Origin of the sequence: Enterococcus sp. DIV0561 (genome assembly GCF_050539875.1) — a bacterium.
Classification (GTDB): domain Bacteria; phylum Bacillota; class Bacilli; order Lactobacillales; family Enterococcaceae; genus Enterococcus; species Enterococcus faecalis.
Map to the genome: position 1 here is coordinate 760,167 of NZ_CP172927.1, position 22,851 is coordinate 783,017.

Genomic DNA, 22,851 nt, shown 5'->3' on the forward strand with positions numbered 1-22,851 from the left:
CGTAATTTTGTCACCGATTATTACGTCCGTTTTCCGCTGTCTTCTGAAGCGTTGGTTACATGTCTTTGTAGAGGTTGGCTTCAATTGCAGTCCGTTTTGGTTCTAAAAAAGGCGGTAAAGCCAATGTTTCCCCTAAATGTTCCAGAGGCTCATCCAATGTAAAGCCAGGAGCCAAAGTAGCAAATTCAACCCGATTCCCGCCTGGTTCACGAATGTATAAACTTTTAAAATATCCACGACTTACATACATTTCAATCTCCCAGCCTTGTGCTAAAGCGCGCGTGTGTAGTTCTTGTAATGCTTCATCATCAGCCACAGAAAAAGCGATATGATCCATACTACCACGCCCCATTCGACTTGTTTTATCCGACGTTGTTTGATGAACAGAAAAGCTTTCCGTCTCACTTAAAATAATCGTATTGCCAACTGCTTGCCAACCAAGAAATGTTTCAAAAAAGGCCAAGGTTTTTTCAGAATCTGGTACATGAAATTCAGTAGAGGCCAAACCGATAATTTGAACCGCTGCTGGAATGTCGTTAGAAACAACGAGTGTTTCTTTTAATGGATTTTCAGGAACTTCTGTCAGGATAATATGCGTATCATCTGGATCACTGAAATGGAGGCTCTTTTCTTTTTTGTTAAATGGAATTTTGTTTTCTGTTAAACGTTGTTCCCAAAAGGAAAGGCTGTTTTGGGGAATTTTTAAGCCAATCGTGGCTAAATAATTTTTTTCTTCATAGCGGTTGCCTAATAAGGGCACGATAAAAAAAGTTACTAAGCTTCCCGGCGTGCCTTGATAATCGCCATAAAAATAATGAGGCATGCGATTGTTGTCTTGATTGACGGTATTTTTGACAAAACGTAAGCCTAACAATTTTGTATAGAATGATTGGTTTTCTTGACCATGACGCGCTAATAGTGAAACATGATGAAATTGAGCATGCATTTTGAGTTCCTCCTCTAAATAACTATGTATACTTACTTAAAGTAAGTATAGAGCTTCTGACATTTTTTGACAACTATTTAGTTTGATTCAGAAGGCTGACATAGCCAGAAACAAGAAAAAGTGTTAGAATAACCAAGATAAAAACTAGTAGAAAGAGTGACGGAAATGCTAAGTACAGAAGATTTTGATTTTGATTTACCAGAAGAATTAATTGCTCAAACCCCACTAAAAGATCGCGCTAGTTCACGATTATTAGTTGTAAATAAAGAAACAGGGGACATGGAGGATAAACATTTCCATGATATTCTTGATGAATTACAGCCTGGGGATGCATTAGTCATGAATAATACCCGGGTACTGCCGGCCCGTTTATATGGAGAAAAACCTGAAACAGGCGGTCATTTGGAAGTTTTACTTTTAACAAATACAGAAGGCGATACATGGGAAACCTTGATTAAACCTGCGAAACGTGCAAAAGTCGGCACGGAAATTCAATTTGGTGATGGTCGCCTAAAAGCGGTGGTTAAAGAAGAGTTGGAACATGGTGGTCGAATCATTGAATTTAAATATGATGGTATTTTCTTAGAAATTTTAGAATCGTTAGGAGAAATGCCATTGCCGCCATATATCAAAGAACGTCTAGATGACCCAGATCGTTATCAAACGGTTTATGCTGAAGAAAATGGTTCAGCTGCAGCACCAACAGCGGGTTTGCATTTTACAAAAGAACTATTAGAAGAGATCAAAGCAAAAGGTGTTCATCTCGTTTATTTAACTTTACATGTCGGTTTAGGAACATTCCGTCCCGTGAGCGTTGATAATATAGAAGAACATCATATGCATAGCGAATTCTATCGTTTAACTGAAGAAGCGGCTAAGCAATTAAATGAAGTGCGCCAAGCAGGCGGTCGGATTGTTGCCGTTGGAACAACTTCTATTCGTACGTTGGAAACAATTGGCACAAAATTTAATGGTGAAATCCAAGCTGACAGTGGCTGGACTGATATTTTTATCACGCCAGGGTATCAATTTAAAGTCGTAGAGGCTTTTTCAACGAACTTCCATTTACCAAAATCTACGTTAGTGATGCTTGTGAGTGCCTTTGCAGGAAAAGACTTAACATTGGCTGCTTACCAACATGCAATTGAGGAAAAATATCGTTTCTTTAGTTTTGGCGATGCAATGTTTATTAAATAAGCGACACTTTGTGAGCAGAATACTTGGGATTGAAACAAAAATATATTATGATAAACACGTGATTTTTGGAATCACAGTAAAGGTGTGCTTTATTTTTTCTTCCCCTGTAAATAATAAAGTTAGAAACCAAAACGCTACTAGAGCAAAAGTGCTTAGTAGACAATCTTAGAATAAAAAGAACGGCGCAACCACGGTTGCGCCGTTCTTTTTTTATGTAAGAAAAGATTAATTATTGAAACAACAATACGAAGAAGTGCTTTCTTCGTATTGCCGGTACTAAGTTGTACCTCGGCAACTCCAAGTACAATCAGAAAAATTGTCTTGTTAAGTACAGCTTATACTGTTTAGGCTTCTTGTTCTACATCGTCATTCAGTGTTTCTTTGAAGGTGAACACATCATCAATGGTTACGCCAAAGACGTTCGCGATGTCATGCGCAAGAAGTAATGAAGGATTGTACTTGTTTCGTTCCAGTTGAATAATTGTTTGTCGAGAGACACCGACTCGATTGGCCAAATCTTGCTGGGTCATACGAGCCATAGCACGATAAACATGAATTGAACTTTCAAACGAAGATTTTTTCTTTTTTCGCATAGCATTCCCTCCTTTAAAAGAAGATAAAATAGAATGTGCACCTTGAATATAACACATATGATTATTTGATACAAATATATTTTATTGCCTAAAAGAAAAAACCGAGCTTAAATTTAAGCTCGGCCTTGTTAACGGGAAGACATCAATTGGTTGAATAAGTGTTTACATTTCGCGATACATGTAAAGCAAAAGGTGAACGTGATGTGGTGAAACTAAAACCTTGTTTTCATACAGTTTCGACGCTTGGATGGTGGATAACTTGCGTTAGGTGATAACAGATAGGGTAAATGCTTTATAGAAACTCCATCCTTCTATAACCTTTCCCTATTTTCCGATACGAGTTATCACTAACAATTACTCTACACGTATTGTTTACAGGTGAATCTTGCAATTCTAACAACTTTGAGTTTACCGATTTTTATCTACTGAGAAAATCTTCAACCAATTGATTTGCATGTCCTCCTTACACTTAAAGAATAGCACCTTTTGGAAGCGTTTGCAAGTTATAACACTTATTAATAAGATTAAATATAATATTTTTCTGGTTATTTTATAACATGTAAAATAAATAATCGTGCGAACCAAATAACATTGTATTTTTTGTTGTTTTTGTGTTGAATATATAGAAATAAACTATTTTTTTTATCAGACAAAATGAAAAAAATGTCCATTGCTTTTTGGCTGAATTCGTTTCTTTTTTCATAAAATTCCCATAATTGAATAGAAACATTGTTGTAGCAACAACGAAAATACCAGTTTTTTTCGGGCATATGAGAGAACGCTAAGCCAAAGATGAAAAAAGTTGCGTGTTCAAAAAAAATCATGTTATATTTAATAGAGACACTATTATATAGGAAGAAAAAATTAGAGGGGGAATAGGATGGAAGCTTACAAGCAAACTGTCGATACTGTCACAAAAGAAGTTTCAGTCAATACTGAAACTGGTTTAACACAACAAGAGGCCCAACAACGGCTGAAAGAAAATGGCCGCAATCAATTTGAAGAGGCTAAGAAGGATTCTGTGTTAAAGAAATTCATTCACAGTTTATCTGATTTTACGACGATTATTTTATTAGTTGCTGCGGCAATTTCGTTTTATACAGCAATCGTAACAGAACATGGCGAATATTTTGAAGGAATCTTAATTATTGCAATTGTGATTATCAATGCTGTTTTAGCCATTGTTCAAGAAGGAAATGCTGAAAAATCTCTGGCGGCTTTACAAGACATGAACAAGCAAAGTAGTGCAGTCTTACGAGATGGCAAGGTAATCGAAGTCGATGCTGAAGAACTAGTAGTAGGAGATGTTCTAGTTCTTGAAGCTGGTTCAATGATTACAGCCGATGCACGACTTATTCAAGCTTCTCAAATGCGCGTAGAAGAGTCAGCACTAACAGGTGAAAGTGAACCTGTTGAAAAAGATCCTACATACGTGGGGCATGACGATGATGGCTTAGGAGATCAAATAAATATGATTTTCAAAGGCTGTACCGTTGTGAATGGCCGCGGACGAGCAGTAGTAACTGCAACAGGAATGAATACAGAAATGGGTAAAATTGCTGGGTTACTGAATAACAGCGATCAGCAAAAAACACCATTACAAAAACGCTTGAATCAATTAGGCAAACGTATTAGTTTGTTAGCCTTAGGGGCTGCGGCAATTGTTTTCATTATTGGTGAACTGCAAGGAGAACCGCTTCTTGAAATGTTTATGACAGCCGTTTCCTTAGCGGTGGCAGCTGTACCAGAAACACTAACCGTGATTGTAACGTTAACCTTAGCATATGGTGTTCAAAAAATGGCTAAAAAACATGCGATTATTCGCCGATTGCCAGCAGTAGAAACGCTAGGAACTGCGAATGTTATCTGTTCTGATAAGACAGGAACACTGACACAAAATAAAATGCGTGTCCGCCGAGTATGGCATCGTGGTGATGAAGTAACGGATACGGAAGATGCCATGACCGATGAAGCCATGGAAGTACTGAAAATGGCTGCTTTATGTACAGATGTCATTGTGGAAAAAGAAGGCGATGAACTAACTGTTACAGGGAATCCGACAGAAGCGGCAATTGTTCGTGCTGTCGAAGAGAATTATCATACGAAAGAAGAACTTGAAGAAAAATATCCTCGTATTGGTGAAATTCCCTTTGATTCAGAACGTAAAATGATGACTACGGTCCATCAATGGGGGAAAAAGTACATCTCAATTACTAAAGGAGCCTTTGATGTGTTACTACCTCGTTTTGGTTTCGGGGATGTCGATCAAGCGGCTATTGTTAATGATCGTTTCGGAAAACGAGCGTTACGAGTTATTGCTGTCGGTTATGCCGTATATGATGAACCACCCAAGGAAATTACATCGGAGGCTTTAGAAAAAAATCTTCGCTTGTTAGGCTTAATTGGCATGATTGATCCACCACGTCCAGAAAGTAAGGGCGCCATTGCTCGTGCGAAAAAAGCTGGAATTAAAACAGTCATGATTACTGGTGATCACGTGGTAACAGCCAGTGCAATTGCTAAAGAATTAGGAATTTTAAAAGATAAAAGTGAAGCCTTATCTGGTTCAGAACTGAAAAAAATGAGTGATGAAGAATTAGATAAACGGGTTAAAGATTTATCCGTTTATGCACGTGTAACCCCTGAAGATAAAATTCGAATTGTTCAATCATGGCAACGTTCTGGCGCTGTTGTAGCAATGACTGGAGATGGCGTGAATGATGCGCCAGCCTTGAAAGCTAGTGATGTCGGTTGCGCAATGGGGATTACTGGAACAGATGTGGCTCAAGGCGCTTCAGATATGATTTTGACGGACGATAACTTTGCAACCATTGTTGATGCAGTGGCGCAAGGACGTGCCGTGTACCGAAATATTCGTAAAGCCATTAACTTCTTGTTAAGCTGTAATATTTCTGAGATCTTTATTGTTTTAATTGCCATGTTACTTGGTTGGGGTGCGCCATTTACTGCAGTTCAACTGTTGTTTGTTAACGTGGTCGCAGATGGGTTACCTGGTTTTGCATTAGGAAAAGAACCAGCAGAAAAAGGAATTATGGATGAGGCACCAATTCCTAAAAATGAAGGGATTTTTGCACGAGGCTTATGGCAAAAGATTGGGATTAATTCAGCAGTGTTCACAGTCATTACTTTGTTTGGTTTTTACCTAGGTGCTTTTGTACCAGGTGTTTCAGCCTATGTTTCAAACAGCTATGAAGTTGGACAAACAGTGGCATTTTTAATCTTAGCTTATTCCTCTATCTTACATGTCTTTAATGTTCGTAGTGCGAACTCTGTTTTCCGTGTAAAATTATCAAGCAACAAGTCCCTCTTTGAAATGGTCGTTTTAGCATTACTAATTACCACAACCATTGCTTTATTACCATTCACACAAGAACTATTCGGATTAGTGCATATTAGTTTAAATCATTGGATGTTAGCAATTTTCCTATCCTTTGTGCCAATTTTCGTCAATGAAATGATTAAGTTCCATTTCTCTGAAGTTGATGAGGAAGAAGAAGTGATTTAAATTTAACAGGAATAAAAGGAGCTACTTTTGTTCAGAAAATTATCTTAATAGTTAGCAAGTGGGGCAGCAGTCGTTTCGACTGCTGCCCCACTTATTTTTGATTTTCCTTTTTTCAAAATAGGTGGGTTTCTTATCTAAGATGAACATTCTCTAATAAAAAGACTTGCTAAACGATTTAAAACGTATTATAGTGAGTAGCATCGTTAGTCAAAAAGCGCTTTTTGACTAATGAAAAAGATATATAAAACGTTATATAATAAAGAGTTTTAAAAGTTTTTATGGAGCTGTTGGTTAAACTAAACGAAGTCATTTCTTTTGTAGGAGGAAAGTATTGTGTTACACAAAGCAGAGGGGTTTGATCGTCGGAAATTTACGATGGCAGGGATCTTAGTTGCCATGGGCGTTGTCTATGGAGATATTGGAACGAGCCCTTTATATGTAATGAAAGCTATTGTAGGAGATAATGGTGGCTTGGCACGGGTCTCTGAATCGTTTATTTTAGGTTCGGTCTCGTTAATTTTTTGGACATTGACTATCTTAACCACGATTAAATATATTGTTATTGCTTTAAATGCTGATAACCATGGAGAAGGTGGGATTTTCTCTCTTTATACATTGGTTCGTAAAAAAAGTAAGTATTTGATTATTCCCGCAATGATTGGCGGTGCCGCTTTACTGGCTGATGGCGTTTTGACCCCAGCTGTGACAGTGACGACAGCGATCGAAGGCTTACGGGGGATTCCGGCATTTTTTGAACGTTTTGGTAATGACCAAACGATTATAGTGGTTATTACGTTGACGATTATTTTAATTCTTTTTTCTGTTCAACGATTTGGAACAGAATTGGTCGGGAAAGCTTTTGGGCCGATTATGTTCATGTGGTTTACTTTTTTAGGCATCATTGGTTTAATGAATTTTAGCCAAGATTGGACGGTTATTCGTGCATTAAATCCATATTATGCTTTGCAATTACTAGTCAGTCCAGAAAATAAACTAGGTCTATTTATTTTAGGGAATATTTTCTTGGCTACAACTGGTGCTGAAGCTTTATATTCTGATTTAGGGCATGTAGGAAAAATGAATATCCGCATTAGCTGGCCGTATATTAAGATTTGTTTGATTCTTAATTATTTAGGTCAAGCTGCATGGTTGTTAACGGTCAAAGAAAACCCTGAAATGCAGGCATTAGCTGAAATTAACCCATTTTTCCAAATGATTCCACGAGGTATTCTCGTATTTGGCGTTGTTTTTGCAACAATCGCCGCAGTGATTGCTTCGCAAGCGTTAATATCAGGTTCGTATACTTTAGTTTCTGAAGCGATTAAATTGAAGTTATTACCAAGACTCAAAATTATTTATCCTGGGAGCAATATCGGTCAAATGTATATTCCAGCGGTGAATTTAATTTTATGGTTAGCTTGTTCAGCAATCGTGCTGGCTTTTAGAACATCGACACACATGGAGGCTGCGTATGGTCTATCGATTACGATTACGATGTTGATGACAACCATTTTATTGTTGTTTTATCTTTTGGATAAAATTCCAGCTTGGTCTGCGTATCTAATTTCCTTGTTCTTTGCTGCCATTGAAGTTGTCTTTTTCTTTTCAAGTGCTGCGAAGTTTTTCCATGGTGGATATGTTGCTGTGGGAATGGCAGTCTTCTTGTTATGCATCATGATTATTTGGGAACGCGGCAACGAGATTAAGGAAGCAACGGCGGAACAAGTGTCGTTGGAAAAATATGTACCACAACTTAAAGCTTTGAAAGAAGATACATCTGTACCTATGTATCAAACCAACGTGGTCTTTTTAACCTCCGATCGAGTGGACGGCGAAATTAATCGTAATATTATTTATTCGATTTTGGACAAACAACCAAAACGAGCGAATGTTTATTGGTTTGTTAATGTTCAGGTAACAGATGAACCCTTTACTCAAGAGTATTCTGTTGACATGTTAGGAACTGATTTTATTGTGCAAGTTCAGCTATATTTAGGCTTCCATATTTCTCAAGAAGTGAATGTATATTTAAGACAAATTGTTCATGACTTGATGAAAACAGGCCGCTTGCCAAAACAGCCACAACGTTATTCATTAACGCCAGGAAGAGAAGTTGGCGATTTCCAATTTGTATTAATTCAAGAAGAATTATCTAACGTTTCTGAACTGAAAAAATGGGATCGACAAATTATGCAGGCAAAATTAGCTATCAAAAATTTAACTACCTCTCCTGAAAGCTGGTTTGGCTTGGAATACAGTGAAGTCAAATATGAATCCGTTCCTTTAATCATTGGCCCACAACGGAAAACGCACTTAGTCGAACGAAAGAATCGTTCATAAATAGAAGAAATTTAACTAAAAGATTGAGCCTAGGTCCTTGAGATACATGGCTCAATCTTTTTTGTAGAATCAGAGTAAATACTGTAATTCCACAAAGAATTCATTTAAAAGTGTTTGGTCTTTAAAGGAATTCATTCGCTTAAAGATGGCCAGTAAGACTTCTTTTTGTGGTTCAGTTAATTGATCTACTTTTAACAAAGGAAGAAAAGCGATAATCAGAGAATAATCCAATTCTGGATTTTGAGAATGTGTAAATAATTCATGGAGTTCCGACAAAATAAACGGATGATAATAAGATTGGTCAGACTGTTCTTCTGCAGTTGTTGGTTCATAAATAGAAATACTCTCTTGGGAATGAGAGGGGGCTTCTACTGTTAAAGGAAAAGCATAAAAGGACTGCTGTAACTTTTGCGCTTGAATCATAATTTTTAAGGAATCGTGATAGGATAGCTGTTCTTCAGATAAACGTATCATCAACTGAGTAAAAAAAGGTGGTTTTAGCAGTTGTTTATTTTGAAAATTTTCTTTTAATAGCTGGCGCACAAATCGATCGAAATCACCATAAAGTAGCCAATCTACTGTTGTGTCGCAGGCTTTAGCGATTTTTTTTAAGTATCGTTTATTGGGTAAATTCAAACCTAATTCCCAGTTACTAATTGTACTTCCACTAGATAAACCAATTTTATTGGCTAAATAACGTAAAGTGTACTTCTTCTTTTTTCGAGCTTCACGCATGCGCGCCCCGACTTGCTTTGTAGTAATTTTCATTGAAACACTCCTTTTGTAATAAATATGAGGATAAGGTGTTCTTAAAATATACATACGCAAAATTCGGCTCTTTTTTTTTCTAAACTAAAAAAAGTAATTATTTCTAACAATTTTCATCTTGTGCTATGCTTAAGATGAAAATACTTAAGAAGAGAAGGGATCATATGTCAGCAAAACATAATCATGAACAACACCAGGAAAAACAGCCAACAATGTCCCACGATAAAATGAATCACATGAATCATGATATGGCGCATGAACAAATGGCTATGTCACACCAACATGAAGGAATGAAGGGAATGGACCATTCAATGCATATGGGGAATTTTAAACAAAAATTCTGGCTGTCATTGATTTTAGCTATTCCGATTATTGTTCTTTCACCAATGATGGGTTTTCAATTACCTTTTCAATTTACTTTTCCAGGTTCTGATTGGTTGGTCTTAATTTTAGCAACTGTGCTATTTTTTTATGGTGGACAACCATTTTTAAGTGGCGCTAAAATGGAATTACAGCAAAAGAGTCCAGCAATGATGACGTTAATTGCGATGGGGATTTCGGTATCATATTTTTACAGCCTATATGCGTTTTACATGAATCATTTTACGAATCAGGCCCACGTGATGGACTTTTTCTGGGAATTAGCCACTCTGATTGTTATTATGCTTTTAGGCCATTGGATTGAAATGAATGCTATTTCTAATGCTGGTGATGCCTTGAAAAAAATGGCTGAACTGTTACCTGACACAGTCAAACGAATGACTGAACACGGGGAAGAAGAAATTCCTTTGCAAGATGTTCAAGAAGGCAATCGCTTGATTGTTCGTTCGGGAGATAAAATTCCGACAGATGGTAAAATTTTGAAAGGAAGCACAACAGTCGACGAATCGATGGTTACAGGGGAATCAAAAACAGTAGAAAAAAACATTGGTGACTCCGTGATTGGTGGAGCTGTCAATGGCAACGGAATGATTGAAATTTCGGTAACTGGCACGGGTGAAAATAGTTACCTGTCAAAAGTTATGGAGATGGTTAAACAAGCGCAATCGGAAAAATCAAAACTAGAATCCATTTCAGACCGTGTAGCCAAGTGGTTATTCTATATTGCCTTATTCGTAGGTGTGTTAGCATTTATCGGTTGGTTACTCGTAACGAAAGATTTGTCGCTAGCATTTGAACGAATGGTTACAGTTTTTATTATTGCCTGTCCCCATGCGTTAGGCTTAGCAATTCCTTTAGTAATTGCTAGAAGTACCTCCATTGCTGCTAAAAATGGCTTACTTTTAAAAAATCGGAATGCATTAGAACAAGCCAATAAGGTTGAATATGTGTTGCTGGATAAAACTGGTACTTTAACAGAAGGACAATTTACAGTTACTGGTTTAGAATTAATGAGTAAACAATTCACTAGAGAAGAAGCACTTAAATATATTGGGGCATTGGAAAAAAATGCAAACCATCCGTTGGCAATTGGGATCATGAACTATTTAAATAAACAAGCCGTTCAACCTTATGAAGCCCATAATCTGCAAGCTTTATCAGGCGTAGGACTGGTTGCTACTGTTCAAAACCAAGAAGTCAAAATAGTCAATGAAAAAGAAGTTGCACGGTTACAGTTAACCTTCGATGAAACAATTAAAACAAACTATCAAGAGCAAGGAAATACTTTGAGCTATTTAATCATCGCTGGTCAATTAGTCGCACTGCTTGCTTTAGGAGATAAAGTCAAACCAGAAGCTAAAACATTTATTGCAGAGTTACAAGCGCAAGGCATTACGCCAGTCATGTTGACAGGGGATAATCAAACAGCTGCCAGTGCAGTTGCTAATTATTTAGGAATGAAGGAATACTACGCAGAGCTCTTACCAGAAGATAAAGAAAAAATTGTGCAACAGTATCTTACTGAGGGGCATCAGGTCATGATGGTAGGAGACGGTATTAACGATGCACCAAGTTTAGCCCGTGCTTCAATCGGCATTGCGATAGGCGCTGGTACAGATGTAGCGATTGATTCGGCAGATGTTGTACTGACGGATAGTGATCCTAAAGATATTTTAAGGTTCTTAGATTTAGCCAAACAAACACGACGTAAAATGATCCAAAATCTTTGGTGGGGAGCTGGGTACAATATTGTCGCTATTCCTTTAGCGGCTGGGGTCCTTGCACCAATTGGGATTGTTTTAAATCCAGCTGTAGGTGCTGTGTTGATGTCATTAAGTACAATTATTGTAGCAGCAAATGCTATGACACTGCATATTTCAAAAAAATAATTCGATATAATTGTAGAGAATGGAAAGTAATCAATACTTTTTGTTCTCTATTTTTTTCTTCTTAAAAAAATTTTTGCCTTATTTGACGTATTCTTATAACAAGGGAGTGAAAGGGGACGATATATGGATTTTAAGGAATTATTGTCTTTTGAACATAAAAATATGTTGGAATTGTTGGATTTACTGCAACAAGAGCAGACATTTTCTGTTTTGATGGCTGCAGAAAAACTAAAGGTGAGCGACAAAACCATCCATTGTTACATTCAACGTTTTGAAAAAAAGCAGGAAACGTTTAAGATAGAAGGGCTTTGTAAGATTTATACAACGACTAAAGGAATTGTAAAATATCATGAATTATGCGTTTGTGGCTTGGCTCGGTTTAGACAAAAATTTTGTTATTTTATTCCCGAATTTTATATTTTACGTTGTCTAATTGAAGAGCGAATCAATTATGCGCAATTGACCCAGGTATTGGGATTACAGGAATCAACTCTTCGGAAGAAACTGTCTAATATTCGACGTTGGCTAGTTAATTTTGATATTATTGTACGTCAAAAACATTACGATTTAACTGGCAATGAATGGCAAATTCGACAGTTAATCCTTTGTTTTTATTTGTTTTTTCAAGAAAGCTGTCTGGAAGAAAACAGAGACATGACTCGGAAAATCATTACCTTTTTTGAGTTGGATTTAAATGTGGCACAACAGAATCATCTTAGTTGGCTAATTTATATTTGGGAGAGACGATATCGAGACGGGCATGGAATTTCAGTGCCAAATGCTAATTTATTTCAACAAACAAGTGCTTTTTTTTATTTATTTCGTGTGGAAGTGTTGAGCACTTCCTTTATATCTCTTAAAGAACAAAAAGCGTTATTTGTGATTCTTGAAGCACATTTTGGTGGTTGCTTTGGCAAGAGAGCGCGAAAGTATTTTATTCATGAGCAAATGAAAATAGAAAGTTTATGCTTAAAAACAGCTATTTTTATTATGAAAGAAATTAGGAGAAATTTTACACAACATCATTTTAATTATCAAGAAATTCATTTATGTCGATTTTTAAGTACGCATATGAATAGTTTATTAGACGGACAAACATGGTTGCCAGCTCATAAACAGGAACAAATACTCGCTGTACGTTATCAGCAAACTTGGCACAGATTACAGAAACTAATTAGGCTTTTAAAACGCCTGTATCCAGTCTTTACTTCAGTAAAAGAACGGGAATTGACGAGTTGCTATTTTTATCACATCCTAGATTTATTTGACCCGATTTTATATGAAAAAAAATATATTATTTGCCTATTGACGGACTTTCCTCCAGAAAAGGAACAAGCGCTGGGGCAATCTATAAAAAACTATTTCAGTGAAAAAAAGAATATTACAATTATTCATGGAAAACCAACGTATCAACTTCACCAAGCACACCTCTTAATTGTCAATCATTTGTTTCAGATGAACGTAGCGCTTTCTTCTGAGACAGTTGTTTATTTGCCAGAGGAATTATCTCCTGCTTTTTTTGAAAAAGTCGAAGCGAATCTACCATAAGAAGTCCAATTTTGTCTAAATAGTGTTAAAATGAAGAAGTAAGAGGAATGGATGAGGAGGATATTAAAATGAAACAACTGCAATTTGGTACAAGTGACGAAACTGTTTCTTCGGTTGTCTTAGGATGTATGCGCTTAAATGGTGCTGAAAATCCTCAACAGGTAATTGAAACTGCTTATGATCACGGCATTACATTTTTTGATCACGCCGACATTTATGGTGGCGGCGACTGCGAAACCATTTTTGGTAAGGCCTTAAAAGAAAGTGCCATTCGTCGTGAAGATATTTTTATACAAACGAAATGTGGGATTCGCCAAGGCTTTTTTGACTTTTCGAAAGCACATATTTTAGAAGCGGTTGAAGGGAGTTTACAGCGTTTAGGTGTAGATTCAGTCGATGCATTATTGTTGCATCGTCCAGATACTTTAGTGGAACCAGAAGAAGTAGCTGAAGCTTTTCATTTATTAGAAAAACAAGGGAAAGTTCGCTATTTTGGTGTAAGTAACCAAACGCCAGGACAAATTGAACTTTTAAAAACAGCTGTTAAACAACCATTATTAGCCAATCAATTACAATTTGGCATCAAGCATACTGGCATGGTGGATCAAGGCTTACAAACAAATATGGAAATATCAGGAAGCATTGATTATGATCATGGTATTTTAGATTATTCACGGTTGAAACAAATGACTATTCAAGCATGGTCACCGTACCAATATGGTTATTTTGAAGGTGTCTTTATTGGAAATGAAAAATTCCCTGAGTTAAATCAAAAATTAAGCGAATTGGCTGAAAAATATCAAACAACGCCAACTGGCTTAGCCAGCAGCTGGATTCTGCGCCACCCTGCTAATATGCAAGTCATCGCAGGAAGTATGAATCTTGGTAGAATTGAAGAAATTGCTAAAGCAGCAGACATTGTGATTAGTCGCGAAGATTGGTACGATATTTATCGTGCAGCGGGAAATGTTTTGCCGTAAAAAGATTTTCATACTTGTGAAGATCCAGCGTGTATTGCTGATTGATTTTGGTATTTGATATAGTTGTCACTAAGGAACTATGTCAAATACCTTTTTCTTTCATTCTGCAATCGCCGTCTACTGCAAATTCTGTAGTTTTTTGTTAAAATAGAAAGGAAACTAGTTTGCTAAAGATGAGGGGAAAAAAATGACCAAAAAAAAATTATTACTCGTTGATGGAAACAGTGTAGCCTTTCGTGCATTTTTTGCGCTACATAACTCATTAGAACGATTCAAAAATAAGAACGGCTTGCATACAAATGCTATTTATGCATTTAACAATATGTTTGAAAATGTAATGCAAAAAGAAATGCCTACTCATGTTTTAGTCGCTTTTGATGCAGGGAAAACCACATTCAGAACAGAATTTTATTCAGAATATAAAGCCGGACGTTCAAAAACACCGGGCGAATTTAAAGAACAAATGCCGTATATTCGTGAACTTTTAGAAGGTTTAGGCGTAAAATATTATGAACTACCTAACTATGAAGCAGATGATATTATTGGTACATTAGCCAACAAAGTTGATAAAGATGAATATGATGTTGTCGTGTTATCAGGGGACCGAGATTTGACACAATTAGCGACGGACACTGTCAAAGTAGATATCACTGTTAAAGGAGTTAGCGATATTGAATCATATACGCCTGAGCATATTGCTGAAAAATATGATGGATTAACGCCTAAGCAAATTATTGATATGAAAGGGTTGGCTGGCGATACATCGGATAATATTCCAGGTGTAACGAAAATCGGTGAGAAAACCGCGATTAAGCTGTTAAAACAATATGGCTCAGTTGAAGGGGTTTATGAGAATATCGATGAAATGAAAAAAAGCAAAATGAAAGAAAACTTGATTAATGATAAAGAGCAAGCCTTTCTTTCTAAACGTTTAGCGACAATTGAAGTCAATGCACCAGTCGAAGTCAATGTGGAAGACTTGGCATATGAAGGGAAAAACTTAGAAAAATTGGTTCCTTTTTATAAAGAAATGGACTTTAAACAATTTTTAGCTAAGTTGGACATTACAGAAGAACCTGTTGAAATGGAAGATATTTTATTTGAAGTAGTCGAAGATCAGTTAACCAATGAAATGTTTACAGACGATATGGCTCTTTATGTTGAGATGATGGAAGATAACTATCACACGTCACCGATTGTCGGCCTTGCTTGGGGCAACGACAAGAAGATTTATACCACGAATAATTTAGCTGTTTTTGAAAGTCAGCCATTTATTGACTGGTTGATGGATGAGACACGTAAAAAAAATGTCTACGATGCAAAACGGACGTACGTTGCACTAAATCGCTATGTAGGAAAAATGACAGGGATTGCCTTTGATGTTTTATTGGCTGCTTATTTACTTGATACCAATGACAATAACGCTGATATTGAAGGTGTAGCACAACATTACGGATATGATGCGATTCAATCTGATGAAGCCATTTATGGAAAAGGGGCCAAAAAAGGCTTGCCAGAGGACGAAGAAGTTTTCTTTGGTCATTTAGCACGTAAGATTAAAGCAATTCAATTTTTAACAAGCAAATTAGATAGCGAATTAACAGAAAAGAATCAAGCTGATTTATTCTATAAAATGGAATTACCACTTTCTCGTATTTTAGGCGATATGGAAATAACTGGGATCCGTGTTGATGCCACGCGCTTAAAAGAAATGCAAGTAGAATTTTCAGAACGCTTGAAAGAAATCGAAGAAAAAATCTATGCAGAAGCTGGCGAAGAATTTAATTTGAATTCACCTAAACAATTAGGCGTTATTTTATTTGAAAAAATGGGCTTACCTGTGATCAAAAAGACGAAAACTGGTTATTCAACAGCGGTGGATGTTTTAGAACAACTAAAAGAACAAGCACCAATTGTGGCAGATATTTTAACTTATCGTCAAATTGCCAAAATTCAATCAACCTATGTTGAAGGACTCTTAAAAGTAATTCAGCCAGATAATAAAATTCATACTCGGTATGTACAAACACTGACACAAACAGGACGACTAAGCTCAGTAGATCCTAATTTACAAAACATTCCTATCCGTTTAGAAGAAGGCCGAAAAATTAGAGAAGCGTTCGTACCAAGAGAGGATAATTGGTTGATTTTCTCTTCTGATTACTCTCAAATTGAGTTGCGTGTGCTCGCGCATATTTCTAATGATGAACATTTAAAAGAAGCGTTTGTGGAAGGACAAGATATCCATGCCAGCACTGCAATGCGAGTTTTCGGTGTTGAAAAAGCAGAAGATGTCACACCTAACATGCGTCGTCAAGCTAAAGCGGTGAATTTTGGAATTGTCTATGGTATCAGTGATTATGGCTTGTCTCAAAACTTAGGCATTACTAGAAAGCAAGCGCAACAATATATTGACACCTATTTTGAAAAATATCCAGGCGTGAAACAGTACATGGAAGAGATTGTCCGCGATGCCAAAGACAAAGGATATGTGGAAACATTGTATCATCGCCGTCGTTATTTAAGTGATATTAATTCAAGAAACTTTAATCTACGTTCGTTCGCTGAACGTACAGCGATTAATACACCGATTCAGGGAAGTGCCGCAGATATTTTAAAAATTGCGATGATTGAAATGGCGCGTCGTTTAAAAGAAGAAAAATTACAAGCGACAATGTTATTACAAGTGCACGATGAATTAGTTTTTGAAGTACCAGAATCAGAATTAGAACAATTAAATCAACTCGTCAAAGAAGTGATGGAGCACGCAGTTTCCTTACATGTGCCACTTATCACCGATAGCAGTTGGGGAAAAACATGGTATGAAGCAAAATAATAGCTTACCCATTAAGAACGATGAATAAAATAAGGATAAGTAGGATCTGGACGTTGGTATCTAAGCGTTCAGACCTCTTTATATAAAGGAGCAAAAATAATGCCAGAATTACCAGAAGTAGAAACAGTGCGAAAAGGACTTGAAAAACTTGTTGTAGGAAAAACCATTCAAGAAGTCATTGTTTTTTGGCCAAGAATTATTGAATCACCAGAAGTTGATGTATTTCAAGGTCAATTAGCTGGTCAAACGATTGAAGGGATTGAGCGAAGAGGAAAATTTCTGATTTTTAAATTGTCTGATAATGATATGATTTCTCACTTACGAATGGAAGGTAAATATGAGTTTCATCAGGCTGATGATGAAATTGCCAAACATACCCATGTAATGTTTACTTTTACAGATGGCACACAATTACGTTATTTAGATGTACGGAAATTTGGCCGTATGACATTGGTTCCTAAGAATCAAGGTCATCAATATAAAGGGATTTTAGCTTTGGGCCCAGAGCCAACACCAGACGTTTTTCAATTAGCTGCTTTTCAACAAGGATTGAAAAAGCATCATAAGGCAATTAAGCCATTACTGTTAGATCAAAAGCTAGTGACGGGCTTGGGGAATATTTACGTAGATGAAGCACTTTGGCAAGCGCAAATCCATCCAGAGCAACCAGCAGATTTCTTAAAGCCTGCGGAAGTTGCTACGTTGTATCAAGCAATCATTGATGTCTTGGCACGCGCTGTTGAAGCAGGTGGAACCACTATCCGCACCTATCTAAACGCGTTAGGAGAAGCAGGGACTTTTCAAGTAGCGTTGAATGTCTATGGGCAAACAGGCTTACCTTGCAATCGTTGTGGTACGCCAATTGTTAAAACAAAAGTGGCACAACGTGGTACGCATTATTGTCCACAATGCCAACAATTGAAAGGTCGTCGATTGAAATGACAAAAGTTTTAGGCATTACAGGAGGGATTGCGACAGGTAAAAGTACGGTTGTTGCTCTTTTTAAAAAAGCAGGTTATCCAATTGTTGACGGCGACATTATCGCCCGCGAAATTGTTGCAAAAGGGCAACCAGCCTTAGCCGCAATCGTTGAAACTTTCGGACCAGAAATAGTATTAACAACTGGTGAATTGGATCGGAAAAAATTAGGACAATTAATTTTCGCTAATCCTCAAAAAAGAGAGCTATTAAATGAAACGTTGAAACCTTTTTTAAGAAAAGAAATTTTACGTCAAATTGAAGAAGCTAAAAAGAAAGCCGCCCTGGTTATTGTTGATATTCCTCTCCTTTATGAAGCTCATTATGAGGCGATTATGGATCAAGTTGCTGTGGTATATGTACCAGAAAAGATTCAAAAAGAGCGTCTGATGGCCCGAAACCAATTAACAGAAGAAGAAGCACAACAACGAATTGCTAGCCAATGGCCGATTGAAATGAAAAAAGAACGAGCAGATATCGTGTTTGATAATCAAGGAACTAGAGAAGAAACGGAACAACAAGTGAAGAAGTGGCTAGAGGAACAAACTGAAGAGAAGTGAATATTTTTTTAATGGCGTAAAATATTTTGAAAATTTCAGAAAAAACAGTGAAAGTCTTTGTTTTTATTAAAAAATGGCAAAGATTCAACGAAGAACCAGTTCTAAAGACCTAGTAATAGCGCAATTTCATGTTATAATATAGGCAACAAAAATTATACAGAATAGAAGAGGTGAACGTTATGCGTTGTCCAAGATGTCATCATAATAATTCCCGTGTTATTGATAGCCGTCAAGCAGATGATGGACGAGCAATTCGCCGTCGTCGTGAATGTGAAAATTGCAGTTATCGGTTCACTACATTTGAAAGAATTGAAGCGGCGCCATTACTTGTGATCAAGAAAAATGGGGATCGTGAAGAATTTAATCGTGATAAAATTTTGCGGGGGCTCATTCGCTCTGCGGAAAAAAGACCCGTTGCTATGGAACAAATGGTTCAAATTGTCGATAATGTTGAAAATCGAGTGCGTAGTTTAGGGGAAAATGAAGTCTCTACAACGCTTATCGGTGAATATGTGATGGAAGATTTAGTCAATCTAGATGAAATTGCCTACATCCGCTTTGCGAGTGTTTATCGACAATTCAAAGATATGAGCGTGTTTTTGAAAGAGTTACAGGACATTGTCGACAAAGCAAAATCTTCTTCTCCTGACTCAGAAAATTAAAAAGGAGGTCTTTCTTTGAAAGGAAATCGGCAAAGAATCCAACCAAAAAATATTTTTCAAGCGGTTATTGATTCACCGCTTTCTGATCAAGAGAAAGAGGTTTTAACCTTTTTATATCAACCAATTGTCGGCGCCAATGCGTTTAGTTTATATTGGCTTTTGTTATCTGAAACAACAGACTCAGAGGAGAATGGCTCGCTGTTTCATGCAGATTTAATTAGTTTGCTGGACTTGAGTTGCCAACAATTAGAAGAAGCTTGCTACAAATTAGAAGGCATTGGGTTGCTAGAAACGTATAAAAAAACAGATCGGGAATTAGGAGATTGTTATTTATATTATTTAAAAGCACCTGAAACAGCCGCTCGTTTTTTTAAAGATGAAGTGTTAGCTTTAGTGTTATTTAACCGGGTTGGACAACGGAAATTTGATCAATTAGTGCAAAAGTTCCAACCGCATCCTACCAAAACAGAGGGCTATCAAAATGTTTCCGCTAGCTTTCAAGAGGTTTATGCCTTTAAAGAAGAACAAATTGTTTCCGAGGCGAACCGATTGACAACGATTCAAGAAACTTTTTCTCAACAAGAAAAATCGAAGAAAATTTCTGTATCAACGGATTCTTTTGATTGGCACTATTTTGTGGAAGGTTTGCACCGCTTAGGTTTACAATTGCCTGAAGATGAGGCTAGTTTTCAAGAAGAAGTCTATGTTTTTCATCAATTATATGGCATCAATGAGTTAGATATGGTAGACTTTGCTTCGAAATCATTTGACTATTATACAAGTCGAATTTTGCCTAAGGAATTAGTGCGAACGATTCATCAAGCGTTTGATCCTGATAAAAAACCACAACCAACAAACGTAGTGACAAACAAGCAAGCACAATTGACGGTGGAAGAGCAACAAACGTATCGATATAACGCATTAAAAATGAATGGTTTTTCTGAACTGGATATTCAAATGATTATGGATAGTGAAAAGAATCCGCCTATTCAATATTTAGAAGCTTTAAAAAATAGTCGAGGCGGCTATACGACACCACAAGAACGTTCATTAGTGAAATATTTGGTTGCCAAATCAGGCTTACCGACTAGTGTGATTAATATTTTGATTAACTATGTTTACAACATTCAACAACAACCGACTTTAAAAGCGGAGTATGTGAATCGAATTGCGAATGAATGGGGACAAAGTGGCATTCATTCACCAGAAAAAGCAATTGAACATGTCAGAGAATTGGCAAAACAAAGCCAAACCAAACAAAAACAGCGACAACAAAATTATTCAGGGAAACGCCAAACTGTTCGACAAGAGCGATTGCCAGAATGGGCCGATCAGCCAAACGATGAAACAAAACTTTCCCCAGAAGAACAAGCCGAGTTAGATCGCCAAATTCAAGAATTTTTAAACCAAGGAGGTGACCAATGATGGAAGACGTAGGAAAAGAAATGTCAAAAATTATCCAGAAGCGTGACATCAATGAACGATATGAAGAGCTGGTTAACGAAGTATTGAAAGATCAAGATGTTCAAGCCTTTATACAAGCAAACCGAGAGCGTTTAACCGATGAAGATATTCGTAAAAGTTATGCTAAGCTGTATGAATTTGTTCAAGAAAAAAAGAAATTTCAATTAAACGATCCGGCAATGATTGCCCCCGGCTATGAGCCAAGATTAATGTTGAATTTTCATTACATTGATGTAACATATGTCCCAACGGCTGATTTAATCGCCCGTCAGAAGGAAGAAGAAATTCGCAATCGAGTAAGGGCAATGGACATGCCAAAAGATGTCCGAGAAGCAAATTTACGAGATTTCGATCCATCTTCTCAAGGTCGAGCCAAAGCGTTAGCAGAAGCAATGCAATTTTTAAGAGAATATCCTGCGACACCAAAAGAGTTTCATAAAGGGCTCTATTTACAAGGCCCCTTCGGTGTAGGAAAATCTTTCTTATTAGGTGCGATGGCTAATGCTTTAGCAGAACGTGGATTTACTACGACAATTGTTCATTTTCCAACATTTACAGTAGAAATGAAACAAGCCATTGGTCGCGATCAAGTTGGTGAAAAGCTCGATGCAGTAAAAAAATCCCCTATATTAATGATTGATGACATTGGTGCGGAATCCATGACTAGTTGGATTCGTGACGACGTTTTAAGCGTAATCTTGCAATACCGAATGCAAGAACAATTAGTTACTTTTTTCTCTTCCAATCTAGATTTAAAAGCTTTAGAAGAGCATTTAACCGTGACGCAACGAGGAGAACAAGAGCCGCTAAAAGCCAGACGAATTATGGAACGTGTGCGTTATCTGTCAAAAGAGATTACGATGACAGGAAATGATCGACGAAACGGTTAAAGCAATCCTTTTATTTTTATGGATTGCTTTTTTTCTTGCGCTTGAAGAGGTAGCGTAAGTTTCGCAAAAACAAGTACTTTTGTGTACACTGACAATAAAGAAGTGAGGAAAAGAGGCGTAACAATGAAGAGAAAACTTTGGATTTTTATTGGGGTATTCGTGGTGCTTCTGGGAGGATATTTTCTTTTGTTTAGAGAAAAATCCTATAAAGTAGAGGTGGAAAAAGTGAATCCAAAAATTCAACGCTTAATGTCGACAGACAAACAACATTTTTTAACAAAACATGAATTTCACACAAAAGAAACAGCTGAGCGCAAAGATTTGTTGAAGTTTTTTATTGAAACCCGGCTCAAAACAGACGGCGGTTTTTTAACCAATTATTTACCAGATGCTGAACGCAAAGATGTCGCTACAGGACATGAGTTGCTAAGTGAGTCTTCTGGTCTATATTTGCGGGATTTAGCTTTTGATACGCAGGGACGTTTTGATAACTTTTATAAGCAGACGAAAGACACTTTTTATGACGGCGTCCAATTTAGTTACCGAATTGACGAGCAAGGCAATAAGTACAATGTCAATGCCTCGATTGATGATTTACGGATCATTCGTTCGTTGATTGAAGCAGGTGGGCATTTTAACACAGATCAGTATGATCAAGAAATTAAAAAATTAGGTAAGAGTTTTATGAAAACCTCTATGAAAGATAATATTCTAATTGATTTTTACGATAGTAAATCAAAACAACAGTCTTCAGAAACTTCTTTGTTTTATATTGACTTAATTACGCTGGGTTATCTATACAAAGAATTTGGGATTTCAGCAGACTACTTGCAGTATCATTACCAATTAATAGACGATGGCTATATTTCTGATGATTTACCTCTTTATCAAACGAAGTTTAATCATCAAACAAATAAATACGAAAACAACGGAACACTTAATATTATTGAATCTTTATTAACGATTGTCCATTTAAGTGAAGTGGGTATGGCGAAGCAGACTAGTATTGATTTTGTGCGAAAACAAGTTCAGCAAGGAACGCTTTTTAACTCGTATGATTTAAATGGATCGCCTGTGGATAAAAATCAATCTGCAGCCAGTTATGCGATAGCGGCTTTAATTGGTGTTGCCGAAAATGACAAAGAGTTGTATCGTGCGGCAATTACAGTACTTAATAATTTTCAAATTATGGATTCAAGCAGCCCGATTTATGGAGGGTTTGGTGATAAAGTTACGAAACAAGTCTATTCCTATAATAACTTAATGGCTCTTTTGGCCTATGATTTCTAGATG

Annotated in this window: 16 protein-coding genes; 13 read left to right on the forward strand and 3 right to left on the reverse strand. The window is 36.8% G+C overall.

What is annotated here, in order from left to right:
• Positions 1–55: 55 nt before the first annotated feature.
• Positions 56–946 (reverse strand): ring-cleaving dioxygenase, encoded by an 891-nt coding sequence (locus IGM13_RS03720; protein ID WP_002361334.1) that lies wholly within the window; start codon positions 944–946, stop codon positions 56–58.
• A 165-nt stretch (positions 947–1,111) separates the two neighbouring features.
• Between IGM13_RS03720 and queA the strand changes: the two genes are divergently transcribed.
• A complete protein-coding gene (gene queA, locus IGM13_RS03725; RefSeq protein WP_002355747.1) occupies positions 1,112–2,143 on the forward strand; it encodes a tRNA preQ1(34) S-adenosylmethionine ribosyltransferase-isomerase QueA in 1,032 nt (343 codons plus the stop codon).
• 344 nt (positions 2,144–2,487) lie between these two features.
• Here the strand turns inward: queA and IGM13_RS03730 are convergent, their stop codons facing one another.
• Positions 2,488–2,793: a helix-turn-helix transcriptional regulator gene (locus IGM13_RS03730; RefSeq protein WP_002355748.1), complete on the reverse strand. Its 306-nt coding sequence runs from the start codon at positions 2,791–2,793 to the stop codon at positions 2,488–2,490.
• Positions 2,794–3,616: 823 nt separating this feature from the next.
• On the opposite strand from IGM13_RS03730, the gene IGM13_RS03735 reads away from it, so the two are divergent.
• Both IGM13_RS03735 and IGM13_RS03740 read left to right on the forward strand, forming a co-directional pair.
• Positions 3,617–6,262, forward strand: coding sequence for a calcium-translocating P-type ATPase, PMCA-type (locus IGM13_RS03735; RefSeq protein ID WP_002415907.1), 2,646 nt, complete (start codon positions 3,617–3,619; stop codon positions 6,260–6,262).
• 333 nt (positions 6,263–6,595) lie between these two features.
• Positions 6,596–8,602 (forward strand): KUP/HAK/KT family potassium transporter, encoded by a 2,007-nt coding sequence (locus IGM13_RS03740; protein ID WP_086269742.1) that lies wholly within the window; start codon positions 6,596–6,598, stop codon positions 8,600–8,602.
• Positions 8,603–8,671: 69 nt separating this feature from the next.
• Here the strand turns inward: IGM13_RS03740 and IGM13_RS03745 are convergent, their stop codons facing one another.
• Positions 8,672–9,370 carry a helix-turn-helix domain-containing protein gene (locus IGM13_RS03745; RefSeq protein ID WP_002415909.1) on the reverse strand — a complete coding sequence of 233 codons (699 nt, stop codon included), beginning with the start codon at positions 9,368–9,370 and terminating at the stop codon, positions 8,672–8,674.
• Between the two features lie 125 nt (positions 9,371–9,495).
• On the opposite strand from IGM13_RS03745, the gene IGM13_RS03750 reads away from it, so the two are divergent.
• The 10 genes from IGM13_RS03750 (at position 9,496) to IGM13_RS03795 (ending at position 22,848) form a co-directional block, all read left to right on the forward strand.
• Positions 9,496–11,640, forward strand: a complete 2,145-nt coding sequence (locus IGM13_RS03750; RefSeq protein WP_025189178.1) for a heavy metal translocating P-type ATPase — start codon at positions 9,496–9,498, stop codon at positions 11,638–11,640.
• A 123-nt stretch (positions 11,641–11,763) separates the two neighbouring features.
• A complete protein-coding gene (locus IGM13_RS03755) occupies positions 11,764–13,188 on the forward strand; it encodes a helix-turn-helix domain-containing protein (RefSeq protein WP_002419375.1) in 1,425 nt (474 codons plus the stop codon).
• A gap of 68 nt (positions 13,189–13,256) precedes the next feature.
• Entirely contained in the window at positions 13,257–14,168 is a 912-nt protein-coding gene (locus IGM13_RS03760) for an aldo/keto reductase (protein ID WP_010715059.1), read from the forward strand.
• A 187-nt stretch (positions 14,169–14,355) separates the two neighbouring features.
• Positions 14,356–17,004: a DNA polymerase I gene (gene polA / locus IGM13_RS03765; RefSeq protein WP_002415913.1), complete on the forward strand. Its 2,649-nt coding sequence runs from the start codon at positions 14,356–14,358 to the stop codon at positions 17,002–17,004.
• A 99-nt stretch (positions 17,005–17,103) separates the two neighbouring features.
• Positions 17,104–17,946 carry a DNA-formamidopyrimidine glycosylase gene (mutM, locus tag IGM13_RS03770; RefSeq protein WP_002419374.1) on the forward strand — a complete coding sequence of 281 codons (843 nt, stop codon included), beginning with the start codon at positions 17,104–17,106 and terminating at the stop codon, positions 17,944–17,946.
• Positions 17,943–18,542, forward strand: coding sequence for a dephospho-CoA kinase (coaE, locus tag IGM13_RS03775; RefSeq protein WP_002390402.1), 600 nt, complete (start codon positions 17,943–17,945; stop codon positions 18,540–18,542). Before mutM ends, coaE begins: the two co-directional genes overlap by 4 nt.
• Positions 18,543–18,721: 179 nt before the next feature.
• A complete protein-coding gene (gene nrdR / locus IGM13_RS03780) occupies positions 18,722–19,204 on the forward strand; it encodes a transcriptional regulator NrdR (RefSeq protein ID WP_002381296.1) in 483 nt (160 codons plus the stop codon).
• A 15-nt stretch (positions 19,205–19,219) separates the two neighbouring features.
• Positions 19,220–20,629, forward strand: coding sequence for a replication initiation and membrane attachment family protein (locus tag IGM13_RS03785; protein ID WP_002385033.1), 1,410 nt, complete (start codon positions 19,220–19,222; stop codon positions 20,627–20,629).
• The gene (gene dnaI / locus IGM13_RS03790; RefSeq protein ID WP_002355760.1) at positions 20,629–21,558 is read left to right on the forward strand and encodes a primosomal protein DnaI; all 930 of its coding nucleotides are present in this window, start codon (positions 20,629–20,631) and stop codon (positions 21,556–21,558) included. Before IGM13_RS03785 ends, dnaI begins: the two co-directional genes overlap by 1 nt.
• Before the next feature lie 81 nt (positions 21,559–21,639).
• Positions 21,640–22,848 (forward strand): hypothetical protein, encoded by a 1,209-nt coding sequence (locus IGM13_RS03795; RefSeq protein ID WP_002415916.1) that lies wholly within the window; start codon positions 21,640–21,642, stop codon positions 22,846–22,848.
• Positions 22,849–22,851: the final 3 nt, after the last annotated feature.